At 43.7% G+C, this 18,504-nt stretch carries 20 protein-coding genes and 1 pseudogene; 10 read left to right on the top strand and 11 right to left on the bottom strand.

Annotated elements, in window-relative coordinates:
- Window positions 1-73: 73 nt before the first annotated feature.
- Complete coding sequence (locus L1D55_RS10395) at window positions 74-856, top strand: DUF547 domain-containing protein (RefSeq protein WP_239917378.1); 783 nt, start codon at window positions 74-76, stop codon at window positions 854-856.
- A gap of 87 nt (window positions 857-943) precedes the next feature.
- Here the strand turns inward: L1D55_RS10395 and L1D55_RS10390 are convergent.
- The 3 genes and pseudogenes from L1D55_RS10390 to djlA all read right to left on the bottom strand — a co-directional run bounded on the left by L1D55_RS10390 (window position 944) and on the right by djlA (window position 2,896).
- Window positions 944-1,250, bottom strand: a pseudogene (locus tag L1D55_RS10390) (transposase).
- A 184-nt stretch (window positions 1,251-1,434) separates the two neighbouring features.
- Complete coding sequence (locus L1D55_RS10385) at window positions 1,435-1,980, bottom strand: DUF924 family protein (protein WP_239917377.1); 546 nt, start codon at window positions 1,978-1,980, stop codon at window positions 1,435-1,437.
- A gap of 61 nt (window positions 1,981-2,041) precedes the next feature.
- A complete protein-coding gene (gene djlA, locus L1D55_RS10380) occupies window positions 2,042-2,896 on the bottom strand; it encodes a co-chaperone DjlA (RefSeq protein ID WP_239917376.1) in 855 nt (284 codons plus the stop codon).
- A 149-nt stretch (window positions 2,897-3,045) separates the two neighbouring features.
- Here djlA and lptD point away from each other — a divergent pair, with 149 nt between their 5' ends.
- The 6 genes from lptD to L1D55_RS10350 all read left to right on the top strand — a co-directional run bounded on the left by lptD (window position 3,046) and on the right by L1D55_RS10350 (window position 9,812).
- Window positions 3,046-5,382 carry an LPS assembly protein LptD gene (gene lptD / locus L1D55_RS10375; RefSeq protein ID WP_239917375.1) on the top strand — a complete coding sequence of 779 codons (2,337 nt, stop codon included), beginning with the start codon at window positions 3,046-3,048 and terminating at the stop codon, window positions 5,380-5,382.
- A gap of 43 nt (window positions 5,383-5,425) precedes the next feature.
- The gene (gene surA / locus L1D55_RS10370; RefSeq protein ID WP_239917374.1) at window positions 5,426-6,721 is read left to right on the top strand and encodes a peptidylprolyl isomerase SurA; all 1,296 of its coding nucleotides are present in this window, start codon (window positions 5,426-5,428) and stop codon (window positions 6,719-6,721) included.
- Window positions 6,711-7,700, top strand: a complete 990-nt coding sequence (pdxA, locus tag L1D55_RS10365) for a 4-hydroxythreonine-4-phosphate dehydrogenase PdxA (RefSeq protein WP_239917373.1) — start codon at window positions 6,711-6,713, stop codon at window positions 7,698-7,700. The genes surA and pdxA overlap by 11 nt, the downstream gene beginning before the upstream one ends.
- Window positions 7,697-8,512 carry a 16S rRNA (adenine(1518)-N(6)/adenine(1519)-N(6))-dimethyltransferase RsmA gene (gene rsmA / locus L1D55_RS10360; protein WP_063523468.1) on the top strand — a complete coding sequence of 272 codons (816 nt, stop codon included), beginning with the start codon at window positions 7,697-7,699 and terminating at the stop codon, window positions 8,510-8,512. Before pdxA ends, rsmA begins: the two co-directional genes overlap by 4 nt.
- Before the next feature lie 88 nt (window positions 8,513-8,600).
- Window positions 8,601-8,981 (top strand): Co2+/Mg2+ efflux protein ApaG, encoded by a 381-nt coding sequence (gene apaG, locus L1D55_RS10355; RefSeq protein ID WP_004740817.1) that lies wholly within the window; start codon window positions 8,601-8,603, stop codon window positions 8,979-8,981.
- Between the two features lie 27 nt (window positions 8,982-9,008).
- The gene (locus L1D55_RS10350) at window positions 9,009-9,812 is read left to right on the top strand and encodes a symmetrical bis(5'-nucleosyl)-tetraphosphatase (protein WP_239917372.1); all 804 of its coding nucleotides are present in this window, start codon (window positions 9,009-9,011) and stop codon (window positions 9,810-9,812) included.
- A 91-nt stretch (window positions 9,813-9,903) separates the two neighbouring features.
- Here the strand turns inward: L1D55_RS10350 and folA are convergent, their stop codons facing one another.
- From folA to rplU, 6 genes are all read right to left on the bottom strand, one after another.
- Entirely contained in the window at window positions 9,904-10,383 is a 480-nt protein-coding gene (gene folA, locus L1D55_RS10345; protein ID WP_105024294.1) for a type 3 dihydrofolate reductase, read from the bottom strand.
- Window positions 10,384-10,422: 39 nt separating this feature from the next.
- Window positions 10,423-10,896, bottom strand: coding sequence for a threonine/serine exporter family protein (locus L1D55_RS10340; protein WP_239917371.1), 474 nt, complete (start codon window positions 10,894-10,896; stop codon window positions 10,423-10,425).
- Window positions 10,896-11,663: a threonine/serine exporter ThrE family protein gene (locus L1D55_RS10335; protein WP_008220033.1), complete on the bottom strand. Its 768-nt coding sequence runs from the start codon at window positions 11,661-11,663 to the stop codon at window positions 10,896-10,898. Before L1D55_RS10335 ends, L1D55_RS10340 begins: the two co-directional genes overlap by 1 nt.
- A 123-nt stretch (window positions 11,664-11,786) precedes the next feature.
- The gene (gene cgtA, locus L1D55_RS10330; RefSeq protein WP_102424975.1) at window positions 11,787-12,959 is read right to left on the bottom strand and encodes an Obg family GTPase CgtA; all 1,173 of its coding nucleotides are present in this window, start codon (window positions 12,957-12,959) and stop codon (window positions 11,787-11,789) included.
- 266 nt (window positions 12,960-13,225) lie between these two features.
- Window positions 13,226-13,483 carry a 50S ribosomal protein L27 gene (gene rpmA, locus L1D55_RS10325; RefSeq protein ID WP_004735905.1) on the bottom strand — a complete coding sequence of 86 codons (258 nt, stop codon included), beginning with the start codon at window positions 13,481-13,483 and terminating at the stop codon, window positions 13,226-13,228.
- Window positions 13,484-13,502: 19 nt separating this feature from the next.
- Window positions 13,503-13,814: a 50S ribosomal protein L21 gene (rplU, locus tag L1D55_RS10320; RefSeq protein WP_004740823.1), complete on the bottom strand. Its 312-nt coding sequence runs from the start codon at window positions 13,812-13,814 to the stop codon at window positions 13,503-13,505.
- Between the two features lie 267 nt (window positions 13,815-14,081).
- Between rplU and ispB the strand changes: the two genes are divergently transcribed.
- On the top strand, window positions 14,082-15,053 hold the full coding sequence (gene ispB, locus L1D55_RS10315) for an octaprenyl diphosphate synthase (RefSeq protein WP_239917370.1): 972 nt from the start codon (window positions 14,082-14,084) through the stop codon (window positions 15,051-15,053).
- Between the two features lie 78 nt (window positions 15,054-15,131).
- Here the strand turns inward: ispB and L1D55_RS10310 are convergent, their stop codons facing one another.
- Both L1D55_RS10310 and mdh read right to left on the bottom strand, forming a co-directional pair.
- Window positions 15,132-15,326: a hypothetical protein gene (locus L1D55_RS10310; RefSeq protein ID WP_239917369.1), complete on the bottom strand. Its 195-nt coding sequence runs from the start codon at window positions 15,324-15,326 to the stop codon at window positions 15,132-15,134.
- Between the two features lie 123 nt (window positions 15,327-15,449).
- Window positions 15,450-16,385, bottom strand: coding sequence for a malate dehydrogenase (gene mdh / locus L1D55_RS10305; protein ID WP_004740826.1), 936 nt, complete (start codon window positions 16,383-16,385; stop codon window positions 15,450-15,452).
- Between the two features lie 332 nt (window positions 16,386-16,717).
- On the opposite strand from mdh, the gene argR reads away from it, so the two are divergent.
- Window positions 16,718-17,188 carry a transcriptional regulator ArgR gene (gene argR / locus L1D55_RS10300; RefSeq protein ID WP_004740827.1) on the top strand — a complete coding sequence of 157 codons (471 nt, stop codon included), beginning with the start codon at window positions 16,718-16,720 and terminating at the stop codon, window positions 17,186-17,188.
- A 343-nt stretch (window positions 17,189-17,531) separates the two neighbouring features.
- A complete protein-coding gene (locus tag L1D55_RS10295) occupies window positions 17,532-18,500 on the top strand; it encodes a TAXI family TRAP transporter solute-binding subunit (protein WP_239917368.1) in 969 nt (322 codons plus the stop codon).
- Window positions 18,501-18,504: the final 4 nt, after the last annotated feature.

The following is an 18,504-nucleotide window of genomic DNA, read 5'->3' as shown; positions in this document are numbered from 1 at the left end:
TTATTTAACTGACGAGCTATGAAAGAAAACCGTAAAGCAATAGGTCTTAGTAGTCAGCTATCAGGAGAATGCCATGAAACAACTACTCGTTATTATCAGCCTACTTTTTTCAACCTTAGCTTGGTCGGCACCGAAATCTGAACTATGGCCGTACTGGAATCAAAGCAATGAGGCCAACTCAGAACAGGTTTCTCATCAAAGCTGGCAGCAATTCCTCGATAGCTATTTGGTTAAACAGGGGCAAAATACTCTAGTTCGTTATCAAGCAGTGACCGACACAGATAAAACAAAGCTAAAGCAATACATCAAGCAGTTAGAGCAGGTAAACCCACTCGAATACTCAAAAGCAGAGCAATACGCTTACTGGGTCAACCTATACAATGCTGTGACTGTTGATTTGATTCTCGATGCCTACCCAGTTAAATCTATCACTAAGCTCGGCGGCCTATTCAGTTTTGGGCCATGGGGAGATGATGTTGTATCAGTAAATGGTAAATCACTGACACTCAACGACATTGAGCACCGCATCTTAAGACCAATATGGCAAGATCCGCGTACACACTACGCTGTAAACTGTGCCAGCTTAGGGTGTCCAAACCTTCAACCTCAAGCTTTTACTGCAGACAACACCGAAACTTTACTGGAAGAAGCGGCCTCTGAGTTTATTAATAGTGATAAAGGTGTTCTGATTAAAGGTAATAAGACCCAACTATCATCGATTTATGAGTGGTTCGACGTAGATTTTGGTAACCAACAACAGCTGATTCAACACTTAGACCAATATCGAACTAAGTCAGTACCGCGTGCTAAGAAAATCAGCTATGAGTACGACTGGTCACTAAACCAAGCAAAATAGCTTGCTGCCAGTTGCTCACAACTAAAGTAAATTACCACCTTCTAAAGAAGGTGGCTTTGTGTGAGCCCCCTAAAAGGGGGCCTTTGTTTAGTCCAACGCCAGTTGCTGCTGCTCCACGCGCTCTTTTTTCTCTTGATGTCTTACATAGCGTCGAATGATTTCTTCATTAACCTCTTCATTAACCCCTACGCTATCGACAAAATAGCCCCTTTGCCAAAAGTGGTTACCCCAGAGTTTGTTTCTCCTTAAATATGGAAATTTACTAAAGATTTATACATCGATAAACTTCTTTACCTACATTGTTTTTCAAAATCCTAAATCGATACTTTGGTGTCCACACTATGTGATATTGACATCTCCAAAATACGTGGGAAGCTTGATTATATCTGCTCATGTTATTTGTCCTCTTTGACTTCGCTAAAAATCAAGGGAGCATTTAACATGGGTAGAACTACAGGCAAAGCCAAACTGAATGATAACCACCTACTGAAGTAGGTGGTTTAGGGCTGAAAACAAAAAAGAAACTAATGGTTTATTAACCCCTAGCCTCTCTTCATCTTTTTGACTGTGTTCTAGAGCTAGAAACTTGAACCAGGCTGCTGCAAGAACTCAATCTCTTCTGGCGTTGATACTCTGTCTAATACTTCATTACGATGGGGATAGCGACCAAAACGCTCAATGATAACCTTGTGCTTAAACTCAAAATCAAGATTATTCTCTAAGCCAGTTTGAGAAAACAACTCAACCGCCTGCTCATGAATAAACAATGACTCGCTGTGCATGTAAGGCATATACAGAAAGCTTTTCTGTTGCTGACTAAGTTGATGGTCAAATCCACCAGCTACCGCTTCCTGAGCCAATGCTAGCGCCATAGGGTCAGCTGCAAATGCAGCAGAGCTATTTCTGCCGATGTTTCTTGAAAACTGGTCCAGTACAATAATCTCAGCTAAGCGCCCTTGTGCAGTTTGGCGCCATTCAAACAGCTCTCCTTGAATCGCGGCTTGATGTAAATCTGAGAATCGCTCTTTAATCAAAGCATCAATGTGCTCACCGCCAGTAAACCAGTCCTTTGGTGTTAACTCATCAAACCAAAAACCCAGAACGTCTTGATAACTGATAGACATATTTATTCCTTTCAATAAAAAAGCCGAGTAACGTCTTATCATTACTCGGCTTTGTACTCGATTACTTAAACCCTTTGACCTTCTTAATTAGGTCATAAGCATTTTGAATTTCTTGTGATTTCTCTTTCGCAACGTTCATCATTTCTGGCGGTAGACCTTTGGCCATCAGTTTATCTGGGTGGTGCTCATTCATCAGCTTACGGTAGGCCTTTTTAACTTCCTTACCATCCGCACTTTCACTTACACCTAGAACCTTAAATGCATCGCCCAGTTGGTTTTGTTGTGATGCTTGTTGCCAACCTGACGATTGCCCTTGATGATGACTACCACCGAAGCTTCCACCCTGTTGCTGGAAACGGAATGCCGCCTCTTGCATCTGTAAACGGCGTTCAAGTTGTTCTGAAGAAAAACCAAGGCCTTGAGCGATCTTATGAAGGACCTGACGTTCACTTGGATGCAAGCTTCCATCAGCGAACGCTGCTGATACTTGCAACTCAAGAAAGAACTGAAGAAGGTCAAAACGTCCACCCGATGAGATTTTTACGCGCTCTAGGACATCATTTAGCGGGAAGTCGCTCTCTTTTCCTTCGCGGAATGCATCTTGTGCCGCTCTGCGTTGCTCGCCATGAAGATTCATACGCTCCATCATAGTAGAAGCCAGTTGAATCTCTTCACGGGTCACTTGGCCTTTCGCTTTGGCAACATGTCCCATAACTGCAAATGCAGATTTGAAAAACTCATTCTGTCTTTCAGCTTGGTTTGGCCCACGCCCAAAGCCAGAGGTATTAAAGCCAGATTGGTTCAATCGGCGAGCTTTATCGAATTGGTGTCCTAAAAACAGACCAAAAACTAAACCAAGTGGCCCTCCAAATAGAAAGCCAAAGAAAGCGCCCAAAATTTTGCCAAATATTTGCATTATGTGTTCTCTATCTATGAATTTTATCTGAGTAATGCTGTCTGATGATGCTGAATGCTAATATTTCCTTTATCATAAGGAAAATGCTTTATTTATTGGATTGATACTAGATCAACCCTTCATCTAGTGACACAGGATAGTTCAACTTCATGCAATCTTTTTCCCGCACCTTGTTAGCCGCGTCTATAAGTACGGCGTTATACGTGTCGACAACTCAAGCTGAAACAATAACCGATAGTAGTGTGCAGGAAATGCCCTCTATAGATCAATGCTTGATCGAGCCCGCTGCAGAAAACGAGACACAACTACCCGCTCATGTTGAGTCCGATCGCTTAGAGGCTATCAATGGTGACAAAGCAATATATTCAGGTGACGTAAGAGTTACGCAAGGAAACAAGACCATCCTTGCTGATAACGTAACTCTTCACCAACAAGAAAACATCGTTGTAGCTGAAGGCAACGTAAACTTTAGTGACGGTCAAATTAAATCAATATCAGACAGAGCAACTAACAATCTGACTACTGATGAAATGACACTAGAAAACACCGACTACGAATTTCTTTGTGAACCGGGCCGTGGCGATGCCGTTTATATCGCAAAAACAGGTAAAGCGGTTTATGAAATCGAAGATGGTTCGATCACCTCTTGTCCTATTGGGGACAACGCTTGGCGCCTGAGAGCATCAAGCATCGATGTTGATCAAGACGAAGAACAAGCCACTTTTTATAACCCTCGCTTTGAAATTCAAAGTGTTCCCGTATTTTACTTACCTTACTTAACTGTTCCTATTGGTGACACCCGTAAAACAGGTTTCCTTTACCCAACCGTGTCATACGGTTCAAGCGACGGCTTTGAAGCTGAAATCCCTGTGTATTGGAACTTGGCACCAAACTATGACTTGGAAACAACGTTCAAGTACATGCAAGAGCGTGGAACGCAGCTTAACAGTAAGTTCCGTTACTTGAGCGATTTTGGTTCAGGTAGTATTAAGTCTGAATACCTTCCGGATGACAAAAAACATCCAGAGAAAGGTGACCGCTGGGGCGCACAACTAGAGCATTCTGGAATATTCCAACAGTCGTGGTTGTTTGAGGTTGATTACTCTAAAGTGAGTGATATCGATTACTTCACCGACGTTAGTGGTAGTAGTATTGGTAATCGTGAAGATGGTCAATTACTTCAAGAAGGTAAAGCAACCTACCGTTCTCACAACTGGGATGCATCTGTACTTGTCCGAGACTTCCAAGTCCTAACAACCAGTAACAACTTGCCTTATCGTCTAATGCCTCAGCTAGAATACAACTACTATGCGCCTGAGGTAATGGAATATCTAGATTTCGACATGATCAGTCATGTTTCAATATTTGATACCGACGCTAAAGGCAAACCATCAGCGAACCGTATCCACGTGGAACCAGGTATTACGATCCCGGTTGGCAATACTTGGGGAACATGGACGACAGAAGCAAGGTTACTTGGTACTTACTACCAACAGGATCTTGATGGTGTTGATACTGGTGCAGGCTCTGACTATGAAGGGTTAGAAGAGTCGGTCAGTCGAGTTATCCCTGAGTTTCGAAGTCATGCCGGTATCGTTCTTGAACGTGATACCACTATTGTTAGCAACTATACTCAGACACTCGAGCCACAAGTTCAGTATTTGTATGTCCCTGAACAAGACCAAAGTGATATTGGCCTGTACGACACTACGCTATTACAAACAGACTATTACGGCTTGTTTAGAAGTCGTAAATACAGTGGCGTAGACCGAATCGCTTCAGCAAACCAAATCAGTTACGGCGCCTCGTCTCGTTTCTTTGATGATGAATACCGAGAGCGCCTCAATATCTCTTTCGGCCAAATTTTTTATATCGACAAAGATACAAAACAGACTTTAGACACCGACAACTCAGACAAAAAAACTAATTATTCGTCTTGGGCTATTGAGATGGATTTCAACTATGATGATTACCTGTTCTACCATGGTGGCGTGCAATACGACATTGATACCACTGCGATGCAACTTGCAAACAGCACATTAGAATATCGCTTCGCAGGTGGTTATATACAAACTAACTATCGTTATGTGACCGAAGAGTATATTAATGAGACTGTAGATTTTGACGTATCATCCATAACAAGGGATGGTATTTCGCAAGCAGGTTTACTTGGTGCCTACCAAATTTCACCGAAATGGAGCACAAGTGCTCAATACTTCTATGACTTGACCACAGAAGAAGATCTAGAATGGTTAGCTCGTTTAAACTATAAATCGGACTGTTGGTACATCGGCTTTACCTATAGTAACCGTTTGACAAACAACATCAGTAACCCAAATACCACACCTGAATACGAAAACAACTTCAGTGTGAACTTCGGTATTATAGGCTTTGGTACAAATATCGGCTCTGATTCTGGCGCTATTGGGGACAGCAGTTCCGATAACTCTTTGAGCTACGGTCGTCCATTCTTCTTAAATAACTAATTTTCTTTATTGATAACGCATCAGTAAATTTAAAGGATTACACATGACATTGTGGAAACACACATTAATCGCTATCGCAGCAGCTTGTACTGTATCAACAAGCTTTGCTGCACCAGTTGAACTCGATAGCGTAAGAGTGATCGTAAACGAAGGCGTGATCTTGCAAAGCGACATCGATACGTCGATGAAAACTCTACGAGCAAACGCGAAGAAAAGCGGTCAGACATTGCCATCTCAAGACGTGCTTGATGAGCAAGTACTTGAAAAGCTAATTATCGATACGATCCAAACTCAAGAAGCAGAACGTATCGGTGTTCGTATTGATGATGCTCGACTTGATCAAGCGATTGAAGGCATCGCCAAAGACAACAACCAAACCGTCGAGCAACTCACCGCATCGGTTGCAGAAGAAGGCCTAAGCTACAACGCATTCCGTGAGCAAGTCAGAAAAGAGATCGCGGCAAGTGAAGCTCGTAACGCGCTTGTTCGTCGTCGTATCAACATTCTTCCAGCAGAAGTAGACAACCTAGCGGATATTCTTGCTCAAGAGACGAATGCGACAGTTCAATACAAGATTGGGCACATTCAACTTCGTTTTAACGATGACCAAACCAAAGAAGAGCTAGAAGCTCAAGCAAAAGAGCTTGTAGAAGAGCTTAACTCTGGTAAAGACTTCAGCACTATGGCTTATACTTACTCTAAAGGCCCTAAAGCCCTACAAGGTGGTGATTGGGGTTGGATGCGTAAAGAAGAGATGCCAACCATTTTTGCAGACCAAATCAAAATGCAAAATAAAGGCAGCATCATTGGTCCTTTCCGCAGCGGCGTCGGCTTCCACATTCTAAAAATTGAAGATGTGAAAGGCTTAGAGACTGTAGCAGTTACCGAAGTGAATGCTCGTCATATCCTGATAAAACCAACTGTAATCCTAAGCGATGATGGTGCTAAAGAGCAGCTTGAAGAGATCACTCGTCGTGTAAATGCAGGCGAAGCAAGCTTTGGAGACATGGCTCAGCAATACAGCCAAGACCCGGGCTCAGCCGTTCAAGATGGTGAACTTGGCTACCAAACACCGGATTTGTACGTACCTGAGTTCAAACACCAAGTAGAAACACTACCGGAAGGTAAAATCAGTGCGCCATTTAAAACCGTTCATGGCTGGCACATTGTCGAAGTACTGGACCGTCGTGAAGTTGACCGTACAGATTCAGCGTTGAAAAATAAAGCTTACCAAATTTTATTTAACCGTAAGTTCAACGAAGAAGCAGGAGCTTGGCTGCAAGAAGTACGAGCTAGTGCCTTTGTTGAAATGGTTGAGGACGACCAAGATGACAACTAAACGTATTGTCATTACTGCAGGTGAACCAGCAGGGATAGGCCCAGATTTAACCCTGGCTCTATCCCAAGAAAGCTGGCCTCACCAACTTGTGGTTTGTGCAGACAAAAACCTACTTGCAGAGCGTGCTGAACTGCTGGGTATTGAAGTAGAGTTGTTAGATTATGACGCTGCTGTACCAAAGCAGCCACAACGCTCTGGCACACTGGTTGTGAAACACATCTCACTTGCTGAAAGCGCTGTTGCAGGCCAACTTAACGAAGCTAATGGTCATTACGTATTAAATACTTTAGAAACCGCAGCAATTGGCTGTATGAATGATGAATTTGATGCTATTGTCACCGGCCCCGTTCACAAGGGTGTAATTAACCGAGCTGGCGTTGCTTTTAGCGGCCATACCGAGTTCTTTGCAGAGAAGTCCAACACGCCACTTGTGGTGATGATGTTGGCAACAGAAGGGCTGCGTGTTGCATTAGTGACAACACATATCCCACTAGCAGATGTATCTCAAGCAGTGACTGAAGACAGGTTAGAGCAAATCATTGCGATTCTGAATAAAGATTTAGTCGAAAAATTTGCGATTGAGAAACCAACTATCTATGTGTGTGGTTTGAATCCACATGCCGGGGAAGATGGTTGTTTAGGGCGTGAAGAGATCGAAACCATCACCCCTACGCTAGAAAAAATTCGTCAAAAAGATGGGATTAATCTAGTTGGCCCATTGCCAGCAGACACCATCTTTAATGAAAAATATTTGCAAGATGCAGATGCTGTTTTAGGTATGTATCACGACCAAGTACTCCCGGTATTGAAATACAAAGGGTTTGGTCGCTCAGTGAACATCACGCTTGGCTTGCCGTTTATTCGAACATCAGTCGACCACGGTACCGCCTTAGACTTGGCCGGGAAAGGCMAAGCCGATACAGGGAGCTTTAGAACAGCGCTCACGCACGCCATTGAATTAGTAGAGAAAAAGCAATGAGAAATGATGTCCACTTAGGACACAAAGCGCGTAAACGTTTTGGTCAAAACTTCCTTAACGATCCATACATTATTGATGGCATCGTATCGAGCATTAACCCACTACCAGGTCAAAACCTAGTAGAAATCGGCCCAGGCCTTGGCGCTATTACTGAGCCGGTAGGTAAGCTTGTCGATAAATTTACTGTTATCGAATTGGATAGAGACCTTGCAGAACGTCTTCGTAACCACCCAGATCTCGCTGATAAGCTGACGATCCACGAAGGTGATGCGATGAAGTTCGACTTCGAGCAACTTGTTAAACCAAACAACAAGCTTCGTATCTTTGGTAACTTGCCATACAACATCTCGACGCCGCTGATGTTCCACCTTTTTGAATTCCATAAAGACATCAAAGACATGCACTTTATGCTACAAAAAGAAGTGGTGAACCGCCTAGCTGCAGGCCCTGGTAGCAAAGCATACGGTCGTCTGACGGTAATGGCTCAATACTACTGTAAAGTGACACCAGTACTGGAAGTGCCACCGACGGCTTTCGTTCCACCACCGAAGGTAGATTCTGCAGTTGTGCGCCTTCAGCCATACGAAGTGCTGCCTTACCCGGCTAAAGACCTAAAATGGTTAGATCGCGTATGTCGTGAAGGCTTTAACCAACGTCGTAAGACAGTTCGTAACTGCTACAAGAGTCTGATTGATAAGGACGTACTAGAAGAGCTTGGCATCAACCCAAGTATGCGCCCTGAGAACCTAACGCTCGAACAGTTTGTCGATATGGCGAACTGGTTGCACGACAACCACAACGCTGACAAATAAAATAAAAAGGCTCCTACACTTCGGTTAGGAGCCTTTTTTATGTAATACTTTAATTACATTAAGTATATCAACAACAAAAGGTGCGAATATGGATATATCTACGCCTTGTATCAAATGCCAGGTTCACTCTAAGTACATAGAGGAGCAGTCTGAGCCTACGAAGAATCGTTATGTCTTCGCCTACATCATTACTATCAAAAACCTAAGTAAAAGTACGGTTCAACTCATGTCACGTCGCTGGTTAATTACCGACTCTAATGGTAAGCAACTGACCATTGAAGGCGATGGTGTGGTTGGTCAGCAACCAATTATCGAGTCCAACGACGAATACACTTACACCAGTGGTACCGTTATCGAAACGCCCGTAGGCGTCATGCAGGGTCATTATGTTATGACCGATCACAAGGGTATCGATTTTATTGCCGAAGTCGACCCATTCAGACTCGCTATTCCTAACATCCTTAACTAACCACCTTTGCAGCCATAGGAAAATACTGTGTCTAATTATATTGTCGGAGACATCCAAGGATGCTTCGACGAACTTCAGTTATTACTCGAAACCATCAACTTTAACCAACAACACGATACCTTGTGGGTCGCTGGTGACTTAGTTGCCCGAGGTCCTAAGTCGCTAGAAACACTACGCTTTATTCGTGGTTTAGGTGATTCAGCAAAAGTAGTATTAGGCAACCATGACCTACACCTGCTCGCTGTCTCTCTAGGGTTGTTTCCAACAAAACCGAAAGATAAGACACAAGCTATCCTAGACGCAGAGGACCGTGAGTCGCTACTCGAATGGTTGAGACAGCAGCCGTTAATTCAAGAGCACCCTGAGTTCGTGATGTCTCATGCGGGTATTTCGCCACAGTGGGATCTTGAGAGAGCTCGCATAGAGAATCAAGAAGTCGTCACCCTATTACAATCGGACAACTGGCAGTGGCTCATCAAGAATATGTATAGCAATACACCCGATCTATGGGACGTGAATTTGCAAGATATTGAACGTTACCGCTATGCGATCAACAGCCTTACTAGAATGCGTTTCTGCTTTACCGATGCTAGGCTTGATATGGCATGCAAACTACCACCAAGTGAAATTACTAGTGAACCATTAGTGCCATGGTTTGACCTTCCACAACGTATTAAGCTCGATAAAACGGTTGTTTTTGGCCACTGGGCTGCACTTGAAGGCTATCAAGGTAAAGATGTGATAGGGCTAGATACTGGGTGTGTTTGGGGAGGAGAGCTGACTGCGCTTCGTTGGGAAGACAAACAATTTTTTACTCAAAAAGCGCTATAAGCACGAGATACGAGATACGAGATACGAGATACGAGATACGAGATACGAGAAGCTTGCGCTACAGGTGAAGCAGCGCAAGCGTTTATAAACTTTAACGCTCGAGGATCACAAACTCCATATTGTGTTTGTTTTTCTCATCCGCTTGATACGTATCGCTAAAGCTCTGCTTCCAACCTTCTCCCCAATCTGGGAATTGAGTATCACCATCAACGTCAAAATCGATATAAGTCAGGTACAGCTTATCTGCTTTAGGTAGGCAGCTTTCATAGATTGAGCCACCACCGATGATCATCACCTCTTCAACATCGCTGACTAGATCCAGAGCTTTTTCAATCGAAGTAACAGTTGTCACGCCTTCAATTTCCAAGTTCGCATCACGGCTAATCACAATATTTAATCGACCAGGCAAAGGACGACCGATCGAATCATAGGTTTTTCGGCCCATGACTACAGGCTTCCCCATCGTTGAGCGTTTGAACCATGCGAAGTCCGCAGGCAAGTGCCAAGGCATCTGATTATCTTTACCTATTACACGGTTATTGGCCATTGCTGCAATCATACTGATGATCATAAATAGAAAGTCCTGTCCTTAACTGAGAGAAAGTTGATGCTAGACGATAGGTCTGCGTCGGTAGAATAACAGCCCAGGTACAGCTAAGCCAACCGCTAGCCCAGCGATAATGAACATCGATTTCAAAAAATTCTCCATCAACATCGCTAGTAGCTCGGGACTATACCCAGCCCTATTAACCTCAACCATGGCAATCATTGCCTTGAAGGCAAATACACCCGGCACCATAGGAATCAAAGCCGCGACTGTAAATACCTTGGGATGAGCCAACAACTTATGCGACCAATGCACACCTATCATTCCAACCACAGTTGCGGCGAAGAAGGTTGCCCATTCAATTGGAATCCCAAAGTGCATCATTAAATAACGGCTGCCATGACCGATAGAGCCACCGAGTGCACAATAAATTAAAGCGCGTTGTGGAACATTAAACACCAATGCGAATCCGACAGCCGGAATCGCTGCAAAAAACATATCGTTGAGTAAGCCTAAAAACAGTTCGAAAATACTCATTAGCTCGCCCACCCCCAGACACCAGATAGGCTCATCGCAGCAACAATCCCTAAACTAGTCGCCAAAGTAAGTAAGCTTGCCATGGTAAAGCGAGCCAACCCCATATTGATGTGACCTTTGAGCATGTCTGCAACAGAATTAATCAGTGGGAACCCAGGCACGAGCATCAATACCGATGAAGCCATTACGATGGTTGGCTGACCACCAATATTGTAGAGGACGGCTTGAGCAGAAATAGTCGTAGTGACAAAGGCTGTGATTGCAAAGTTTAACAGTGGGTTAAAGTGACGATGACCAATCTCTTGCCTGACGATCATGCCACAGGCGGAGGCAATAAAGGTCATCATGAACACCTGCCAATCACCGCCAGCAAGCCGACTAAAAGATGCACAAGATAAACCTATCATCACAACAACTAACCAACGGTTGTAGCGCTCAGGACTTATATTTTGGATCTTTTTATACGCGAGTCCGTAATCGAGGATCCCTTTCTCCATCATGATACACACGCGTTGAATGTCGGTGATCACCTGCATGTTGATACCACGATCTGCGCAGCTTCGAGTGGTCGTAATACAGTGATCATTCATTACTGTCGTCACAACAAGTGCATTGGCAGATAGCGCAACTTCGACCTCGTCGACTCCACAAGCAATACCAATACGGCGCATGATATCGCCAACTAAAGTGCTTTCCGCGCCGTGCGCTAATAACATTTGCCCTGACTGAGCAACGAGCCTCGAAATCGCTCTTTGTTTTGATGCCATGATTTCCTTCCCATTGGCGTTAATACTTAAGAGGTAAATTTTGCCTTAACAATAAAGCTCTGTTCATGATTTAGATACAAAAAAACCGCAATATTAATTGCGGTTTTTATATAATTGGCTCAATTAGTCACGAACGTAGATAACGTGGCCGTCATCTTCTTCGTCGTCCCAATCATCCCAATCGTCATCATCTTCGGTAACGACATTTTTACCGCTCATCGCATCTTTATGGTAATCATCCCACATAAAGTCGACTTTTTCTTCTTCGGCAACTTCTTCCACTTCACGTGGTAGGTTCTCCATGAACTCACCAAGTTTGAAGCAAAGCTCTTTAGTGCCTAGCTTGTTCACTGCAGAGATCTTGAAGTACTCGTCTTCCCAACCTAAAGCATCGATGATTTCTTGAATCTTTTCGTCTGCTTCTTCTTCTGGCATTAGGTCAACTTTGTTGAACACTAACCAACGAGGTTTTTGTGCCACTTTTTCACTGTACTGCTCAAGCTCATCAATGATCGTTAGTGCATTTTGAATAGGATCAGAACCGTCGATCGGCATGATATCGATCATGTGTAAAAGCACGCGACAACGCTCAAGGTGTTTCAAGAAGCGGATACCAAGACCAGCGCCATCAGCAGCGCCTTCGATCAGACCCGGAATATCGGCAACAACAAAGCTCTTCTCAGGAACCACACTCACCACACCCAAGCTTGGGATCAAGGTTGTGAACGGGTAATCAGCTACTTTTGGTTTCGCTGCAGAAACAGAGCGGATAAAGGTCGATTTACCTGCATTTGGTAGGCCAAGCATACCAACGTCAGCTAGTAGAAGAAGCTCTAAACGCAGTTCACGAACTTCACCTTTAGTACCCATTGTCTTTTGACGAGGAGCGCGGTTAACAGACGATTTAAAACGCGTGTTACCAAGACCATGCCAACCACCTTTACCAACCATTACCTTCTTGCCGTGCTCAGCAACTTCAGCAACGATTTCATTAGTATGGATATCAACAGCACGAGTACCTACAGGCACTTTTAACGTGATGTCTTTACCACGTTTACCCGTACAGTTACCGCCGCGACCGTTTTCACCACGCTCTGCGCTGTAAAAACGTTGGAAACGGTAATCGATCAGTGTATTTAAGTTTTCATCAGCTTGGATGTAAACATCACCGCCGTCACCGCCGTCACCGCCATCTGGACCACCTTTAGCAACGAATTTTTCGCGCCAAAAGCTCACTGTACCATTACCGCCATCACCGGCTTCTATTTTTACTACCGCTTCATCAACGAATTTCATTTTTTAACTCCGCACTTACGTTGCGTTACCACTCATCAAGGAGTGATATAAATTCTAGCAGATCCGAGTTTAGATCGATCACCTAAGATCTAGGCCGACCTGCAACCAAGGAACAAATAAGGAGAGGTTCTTTGCTTGGAACTTGTTAAAGCTTAAACAAGAGCGTCTACTTTTTTATTCTCGTTATAAATAAAAAACCCTGCCGAATCGGCAGGGCTTTTGAATTCAGCTTTAAAGCTATAAATATAATCTAATTAAAGATTAAATTACTCAGCTTCGATGCTTACGAACTTACGGTTTTTAGGACCTTTAACAGCAAATTTCACTTTACCTTCAGTAAGAGCGAAAAGAGTGTGGTCTTTACCGATGCCAACGTTTGTGCCAGCGTGGAACTTAGTACCACGTTGACGTACGATGATGTTACCTGCAAGAACAGATTCGCCACCGAAACGCTTAACACCAAGACGTTTGCTTTCTGAATCGCGGCCGTTATTAGTAGAACCGCCAGCTTTTTTATGTGCCATTGTTAAACTCTCCTAATACTTAAGCGTTAATGCCAGTGATTTTCACTTCTGTGAACCACTGACGGTGACCAGCTTGCTTACGAGAGTGCTTACGACGACGGAACTTAACGATTTTTACTTTATCGCCACGACCGTGTTGTACTACTTCCGCAGTAACCTTACCACCTTCAACAAGAGGTGCACCAACAGCGATTTCTTCGCCGTTAGCAACAAGAAGAACTTTATCAAATTCTACAGTTGCACCAGTTTCAACGTCTAATTTCTCTAAACGAAGAGTTTGACCTTCGCTTACTCGGTGTTGTTTGCCACCAGATTGGAAAACAGCGTACATATTTTACTCCGCTTTTTCCGCACAGCCTATGGTTGTTATTTGTACAACTCGGGTGTGCGCTAAACTAATCAATAGGGCGCAGATTCTACGGGAATCATGGCGCTATGACAAGCCATATTTTTAAAAAATTGGCGAAAACCTGTTCGCCAAAGAAAAGTGCGGCAATCATGCCCTTAAGCGATGTATTAATCAACGTTTTTTAGTGTATTATTCAACAATTAATACAACGTATAAACCTTACAGGGTCTAACTTCAGCCGGATGAACAATGGATTTTAAAGCTATCCAAACGCTTACTGCCAATGATATGGCAAAAGTGAATGAAACAATTCAAGCCCAACTTAATTCTGACGTAAGTTTAATCAACCAGCTTGGTTTTTATATCGTTAGCGGCGGTGGTAAACGCCTGCGCCCTTTGCTTGCTCTTTTATCTGCTCGCGCTCTTGGTTATCAAGGTGAAGCACATATTACCTCTGCAGCCTTTATTGAGTTTATTCATACTGCGACTCTGCTTCATGACGATGTTGTCGACGAATCAGACATGAGACGTGGTAAAGCAACCGCCAACGCAGCCTTTGGTAATGCGGCCAGTGTTTTGGTGGGTGACTTTATTTACACACGCTCATTCCAAATGATGACTACGTTAGGATCTTTAAAGATCCTCGAGTTAATGAGTGAAGCGGTAAACGTGATTGCTGAGGGTGAAGTTCAACAATTAATGAACTGCAACAACCCAGACACCACTGAAGAAAGCTACATGCAGGTTATCTACTCTAAGACAGCTCGCTTGTTTGAAGCCGCAACTCAAATTGGCGCAATTCTGACTGAGTCGTCACCAGAGATCGAAACGGCAATGCAAAACTATGGTAAATACCTAGGTACTGCATTCCAGCTGATTGATGATGTGATGGATTACACAGCAGATGGCAAAGAGATGGGTAAGAACGTTGGTGACGACCTAGCAGAAGGCAAACCGACCTTGCCTCTTCTATACGCTATGCACAATGGTTCTCCTGAGCAAGCAAGCATGATTCGTGAAGCGATTGAAAAAGCCAACGGTATGGACAAGCTCAACGAGATTCTTGCCACTATGGAAGAGACAGGCTCGTTAGAATACACCACCAACAAAGCATACGAAGAAGCTGACAAAGCGATTGCTGAGCTTTCAGTACTGCCAGACTCGGAATATAAACAAGCTCTGACTACTCTTGCGCATCTTGCCGTGAAGCGCAGTAAGTAAGTCCACGACAAGACTCCTACAATGAAAAAAGAGCCGATTGGCTCTTTTTTGTTTTTCTACTCAGAATACCAAAGCGCTTTAATAGCGACTCGACTCTAGAGAAAGCGGAAGCTGCGCATCTATAGCTTCTAGCTCTTCCAGCGGCACTGCATATTGCTCATGGCTGTTATAAGACTCAACCAGAGCTGTCTGTTCTTGCTCATCGATAACCAAGATCTTTCCTAGGCGGCCTAGATGAAAATGGACATCCATACCTTTTTGAATACGGCTCATACCCGGCACTCCATTCACGCATTAAAACTAATATTACGGATAGCCGGAATCTAAGGATCAAAAAAGCCGACCTATAAGGTCGGCTTTTATTATGTCTATTTGGCTAAATGAGAAGAGTCTCGCTTACTTAGCGAATTCAACACCAATCTCGATATCACCATTTAGCGTTTCAAGCATGCTGTCTAGAGCATTACGTTCGAAATCGCTCAACTCGCCGTAGCTAAGGATAGCTTCTGCCCCCTCTTTACCCAGCTTAACTGGTTGAGCGAAGAATGGTGCGTGCTCGCCTTCACCTTCAACGTACGCACACTCGATAACGTTCTCTTCACCTTGTAGTGCTTTCACTAGAGCAAGGCCGAAACGACAAGCTGCTTGGCCCATAGATAGTGTTGCACTACCGCCGCCAGCTTTAGCTTCTACAACTTCAGTACCTGCATTTTGGATACGAGTCGTTAGTGCTGCGATTTCTTCATCAGTGAACTCTACGCCTTCAACTTGAGAAAGAAGAGGAAGAATAGTCACACCAGAGTGGCCACCGATAACAGGAACGCGAATGTCGCCTGGATCTTTGTCTTTTAGCTCAGCAACAAAAGTTTCAGAACGAATAACATCCAGAGTAGTAACACCGAATAGACGACGCTTGTCGTATACGCCCGCTTTCTTAAGAACTTCAGCAGCGATTGGCACTGTTGTGTTTACCGGGTTAGTAATGATACCAACACAAGCTTTTGGACATACAACCGCAATCTTCTCAGCAAGAGACTTAACAATGCCAGCGTTCACATTGAAAAGATCCGCACGATCCATACCAGGCTTACGAGCAACGCCCGCAGAGATAAGTACAACATCCGCACCTTCTAGTGCCGGTGTTGGATCTTCACCCGCGTAACCTTTGATCGAAACAGGTGTTGGGATGTGGCTAAGATCGGCAGCAACACCCGGAGTTACCGGTGCGATATCGTAAAGTGCAAGATCTGAACCAGCAGGTAGGCGATTCTTAAGTAGTAGGGCTAGGGCTTGACCGATGCCACCAGCGGCACCAATAACAGCTACTTTCATTGTTATTCTCCTTGAGAGCTTTCTCTTATAAATTCTTGGTAGGGTAATTCTTGAGCTAATTTAAAGTTAAAAAACTATATTAATCACAAAGTGATTACAATCAATTAACGCCAGCTTTGCGACTTCGCGCAAGTCAGTAAAACCGTGCTACACAGCAAGTTCGCATTATGGCGATAATCGACTGAAATAACAAAATAAGTCGTCGCAAATAACACATTATTCTATTAAATATTTACAGTGATATGACTAACAAATTACCGGGTTATTTTGGCTAAAATTGAATATGTATGCGAGAATATGCAAACATCTTTGTTAATGAATAAGAATGACATATGCGCAATACAGAAAAACAAGACAACTTGGTTCGTGCTTTTAAAGCGCTACTAAAAGAAGAACGTTTTGGTTCACAAGGCGAAATTGTTGATGCCCTGAAGCATGAAGGCTTTGAAAGCATCAACCAGTCTAAAGTCTCGCGTATGTTAACTAAATTTGGCGCGGTTCGAACTCGTAACGCAAAAATGGAGATGGTTTACTGTCTTCCGGCTGAACTGGGGGTTCCAACAGTTTCGAGCTCTTTAAGAGAGCTTGTCCTAGATATTGACCACAACAATGCGTTAGTTGTGATACACACTGGCCCTGGCGCTGCACAATTGATTGCTCGCTTACTGGACTCGTTAGGTAAGTCGGAAGGCATACTGGGCGTAGTCGCAGGTGATGATACGATCTTCATTACTCCTACGTTATCCGTTACGACAAAACAGCTGTTTGACTCAGTCTGTGAGCTGTTTGAATACGCAGGATAATTGCTCATAGTTTCATAATTATCAACCGTATAAATGGATCACGAATATCTATTTGCTTCGTGATCCAAATCACATCCTAGAATATCTCCCCCCGCTCCCACACAGCAACACTAAACCATTGATTTTAAAAAACTCAGTAGCGAATTAAACACAAGATCTAGGCATCATTTGTTAGATTTTTTAGCTATATCTTTTAACATTCGAGTAATTTTCTGCCAATTTTTGATATTATTCAGACACTTTTTCATCACATGGATTGAAAAAGGTGCCGTTTCCAAATAGGAAACTCCTGAAACAACTACACTTGTTTCAGGGTTAATAATGAATAAAGGAAGGGAAATTCATGGCATTTACCAAACTTATCAAAGTTGGTGCTATTGCAGCTGCTGTAATGGGCGCTGGCGCTGTTAACGCTCAAGAGTTCATCACAATTGGTACTGGTTCAGTAACGGGTGTTTACTACCCAACTGGTGGTGCGATTTGTAAACTAGTGAACAAGGGCCGCAAAGACCACAACATTCGTTGTTCTGTAGAGTCTACTGGTGGTTCAATCTACAACGTTAACACCATCCGTGCTGGTGAACTAGATTTCGGTGTTGTTCAATCTGACTGGCAATACCATGGCTACAACGGTACAAGTAAGTTCAAGGATCAGGGCGAATACAAGAAACTTCGCGCGATGTTCTCTCTACATACAGAACCGTTTAACATCATCGCTCGTACCGATTCTGGCATCAACAACGTTGCTGACCTAGCAGGTAAGCGTGTAAACATTGGTAACCCAGGTTCAGGTGACCGTGCAACTATGGGCGTTGTAATGGACGCTATGGGTTGGACTAATGACAGCTTCAAGCTAGCTTCTGAGCTTAAAGGCTCTGAGCGTTCACAAGCGCTTTGTGATAACAAGATTGACGCATTCATCTACATGGTTGGTCACCCGAACGGATCAATCAAAGAAGCAACAACGTCTTGTGATGCAAAATTGGTTTCAGCAACAGGTCCACAGATCGACAAAATCGTAGCTGAGAACCCATACTACGCATACAGCACAGTTCCTGCTGGCATGTACCGTGGTACAGACGCTGACGTAAACAGCTTCGGTGTTGCAGCAACTATGGTAACCACTTCAGACGTTTCTGATGAAGTAGCATACAACGTTGCTAAGGCAGTCTTTGAAAACTTTGACACTTTCAAACGCCTACACTCAGCATTTGCTAACCTGAAGAAAGAAGACATGGTTAAAGCGGGTATCTCTATCCCTCTACACCCAGGTGCAGAAAAATACTACAAAGAAGTGGGCCTTCTAAAGTAACTCT

The sequence above is a fragment of the Vibrio sp. Isolate22 genome (genome assembly GCF_022398115.1).
In the GTDB taxonomy this organism is placed as follows: domain Bacteria; phylum Pseudomonadota; class Gammaproteobacteria; order Enterobacterales; family Vibrionaceae; genus Vibrio.
This window is presented reverse-complemented; position numbering and strand designations above follow the sequence as displayed.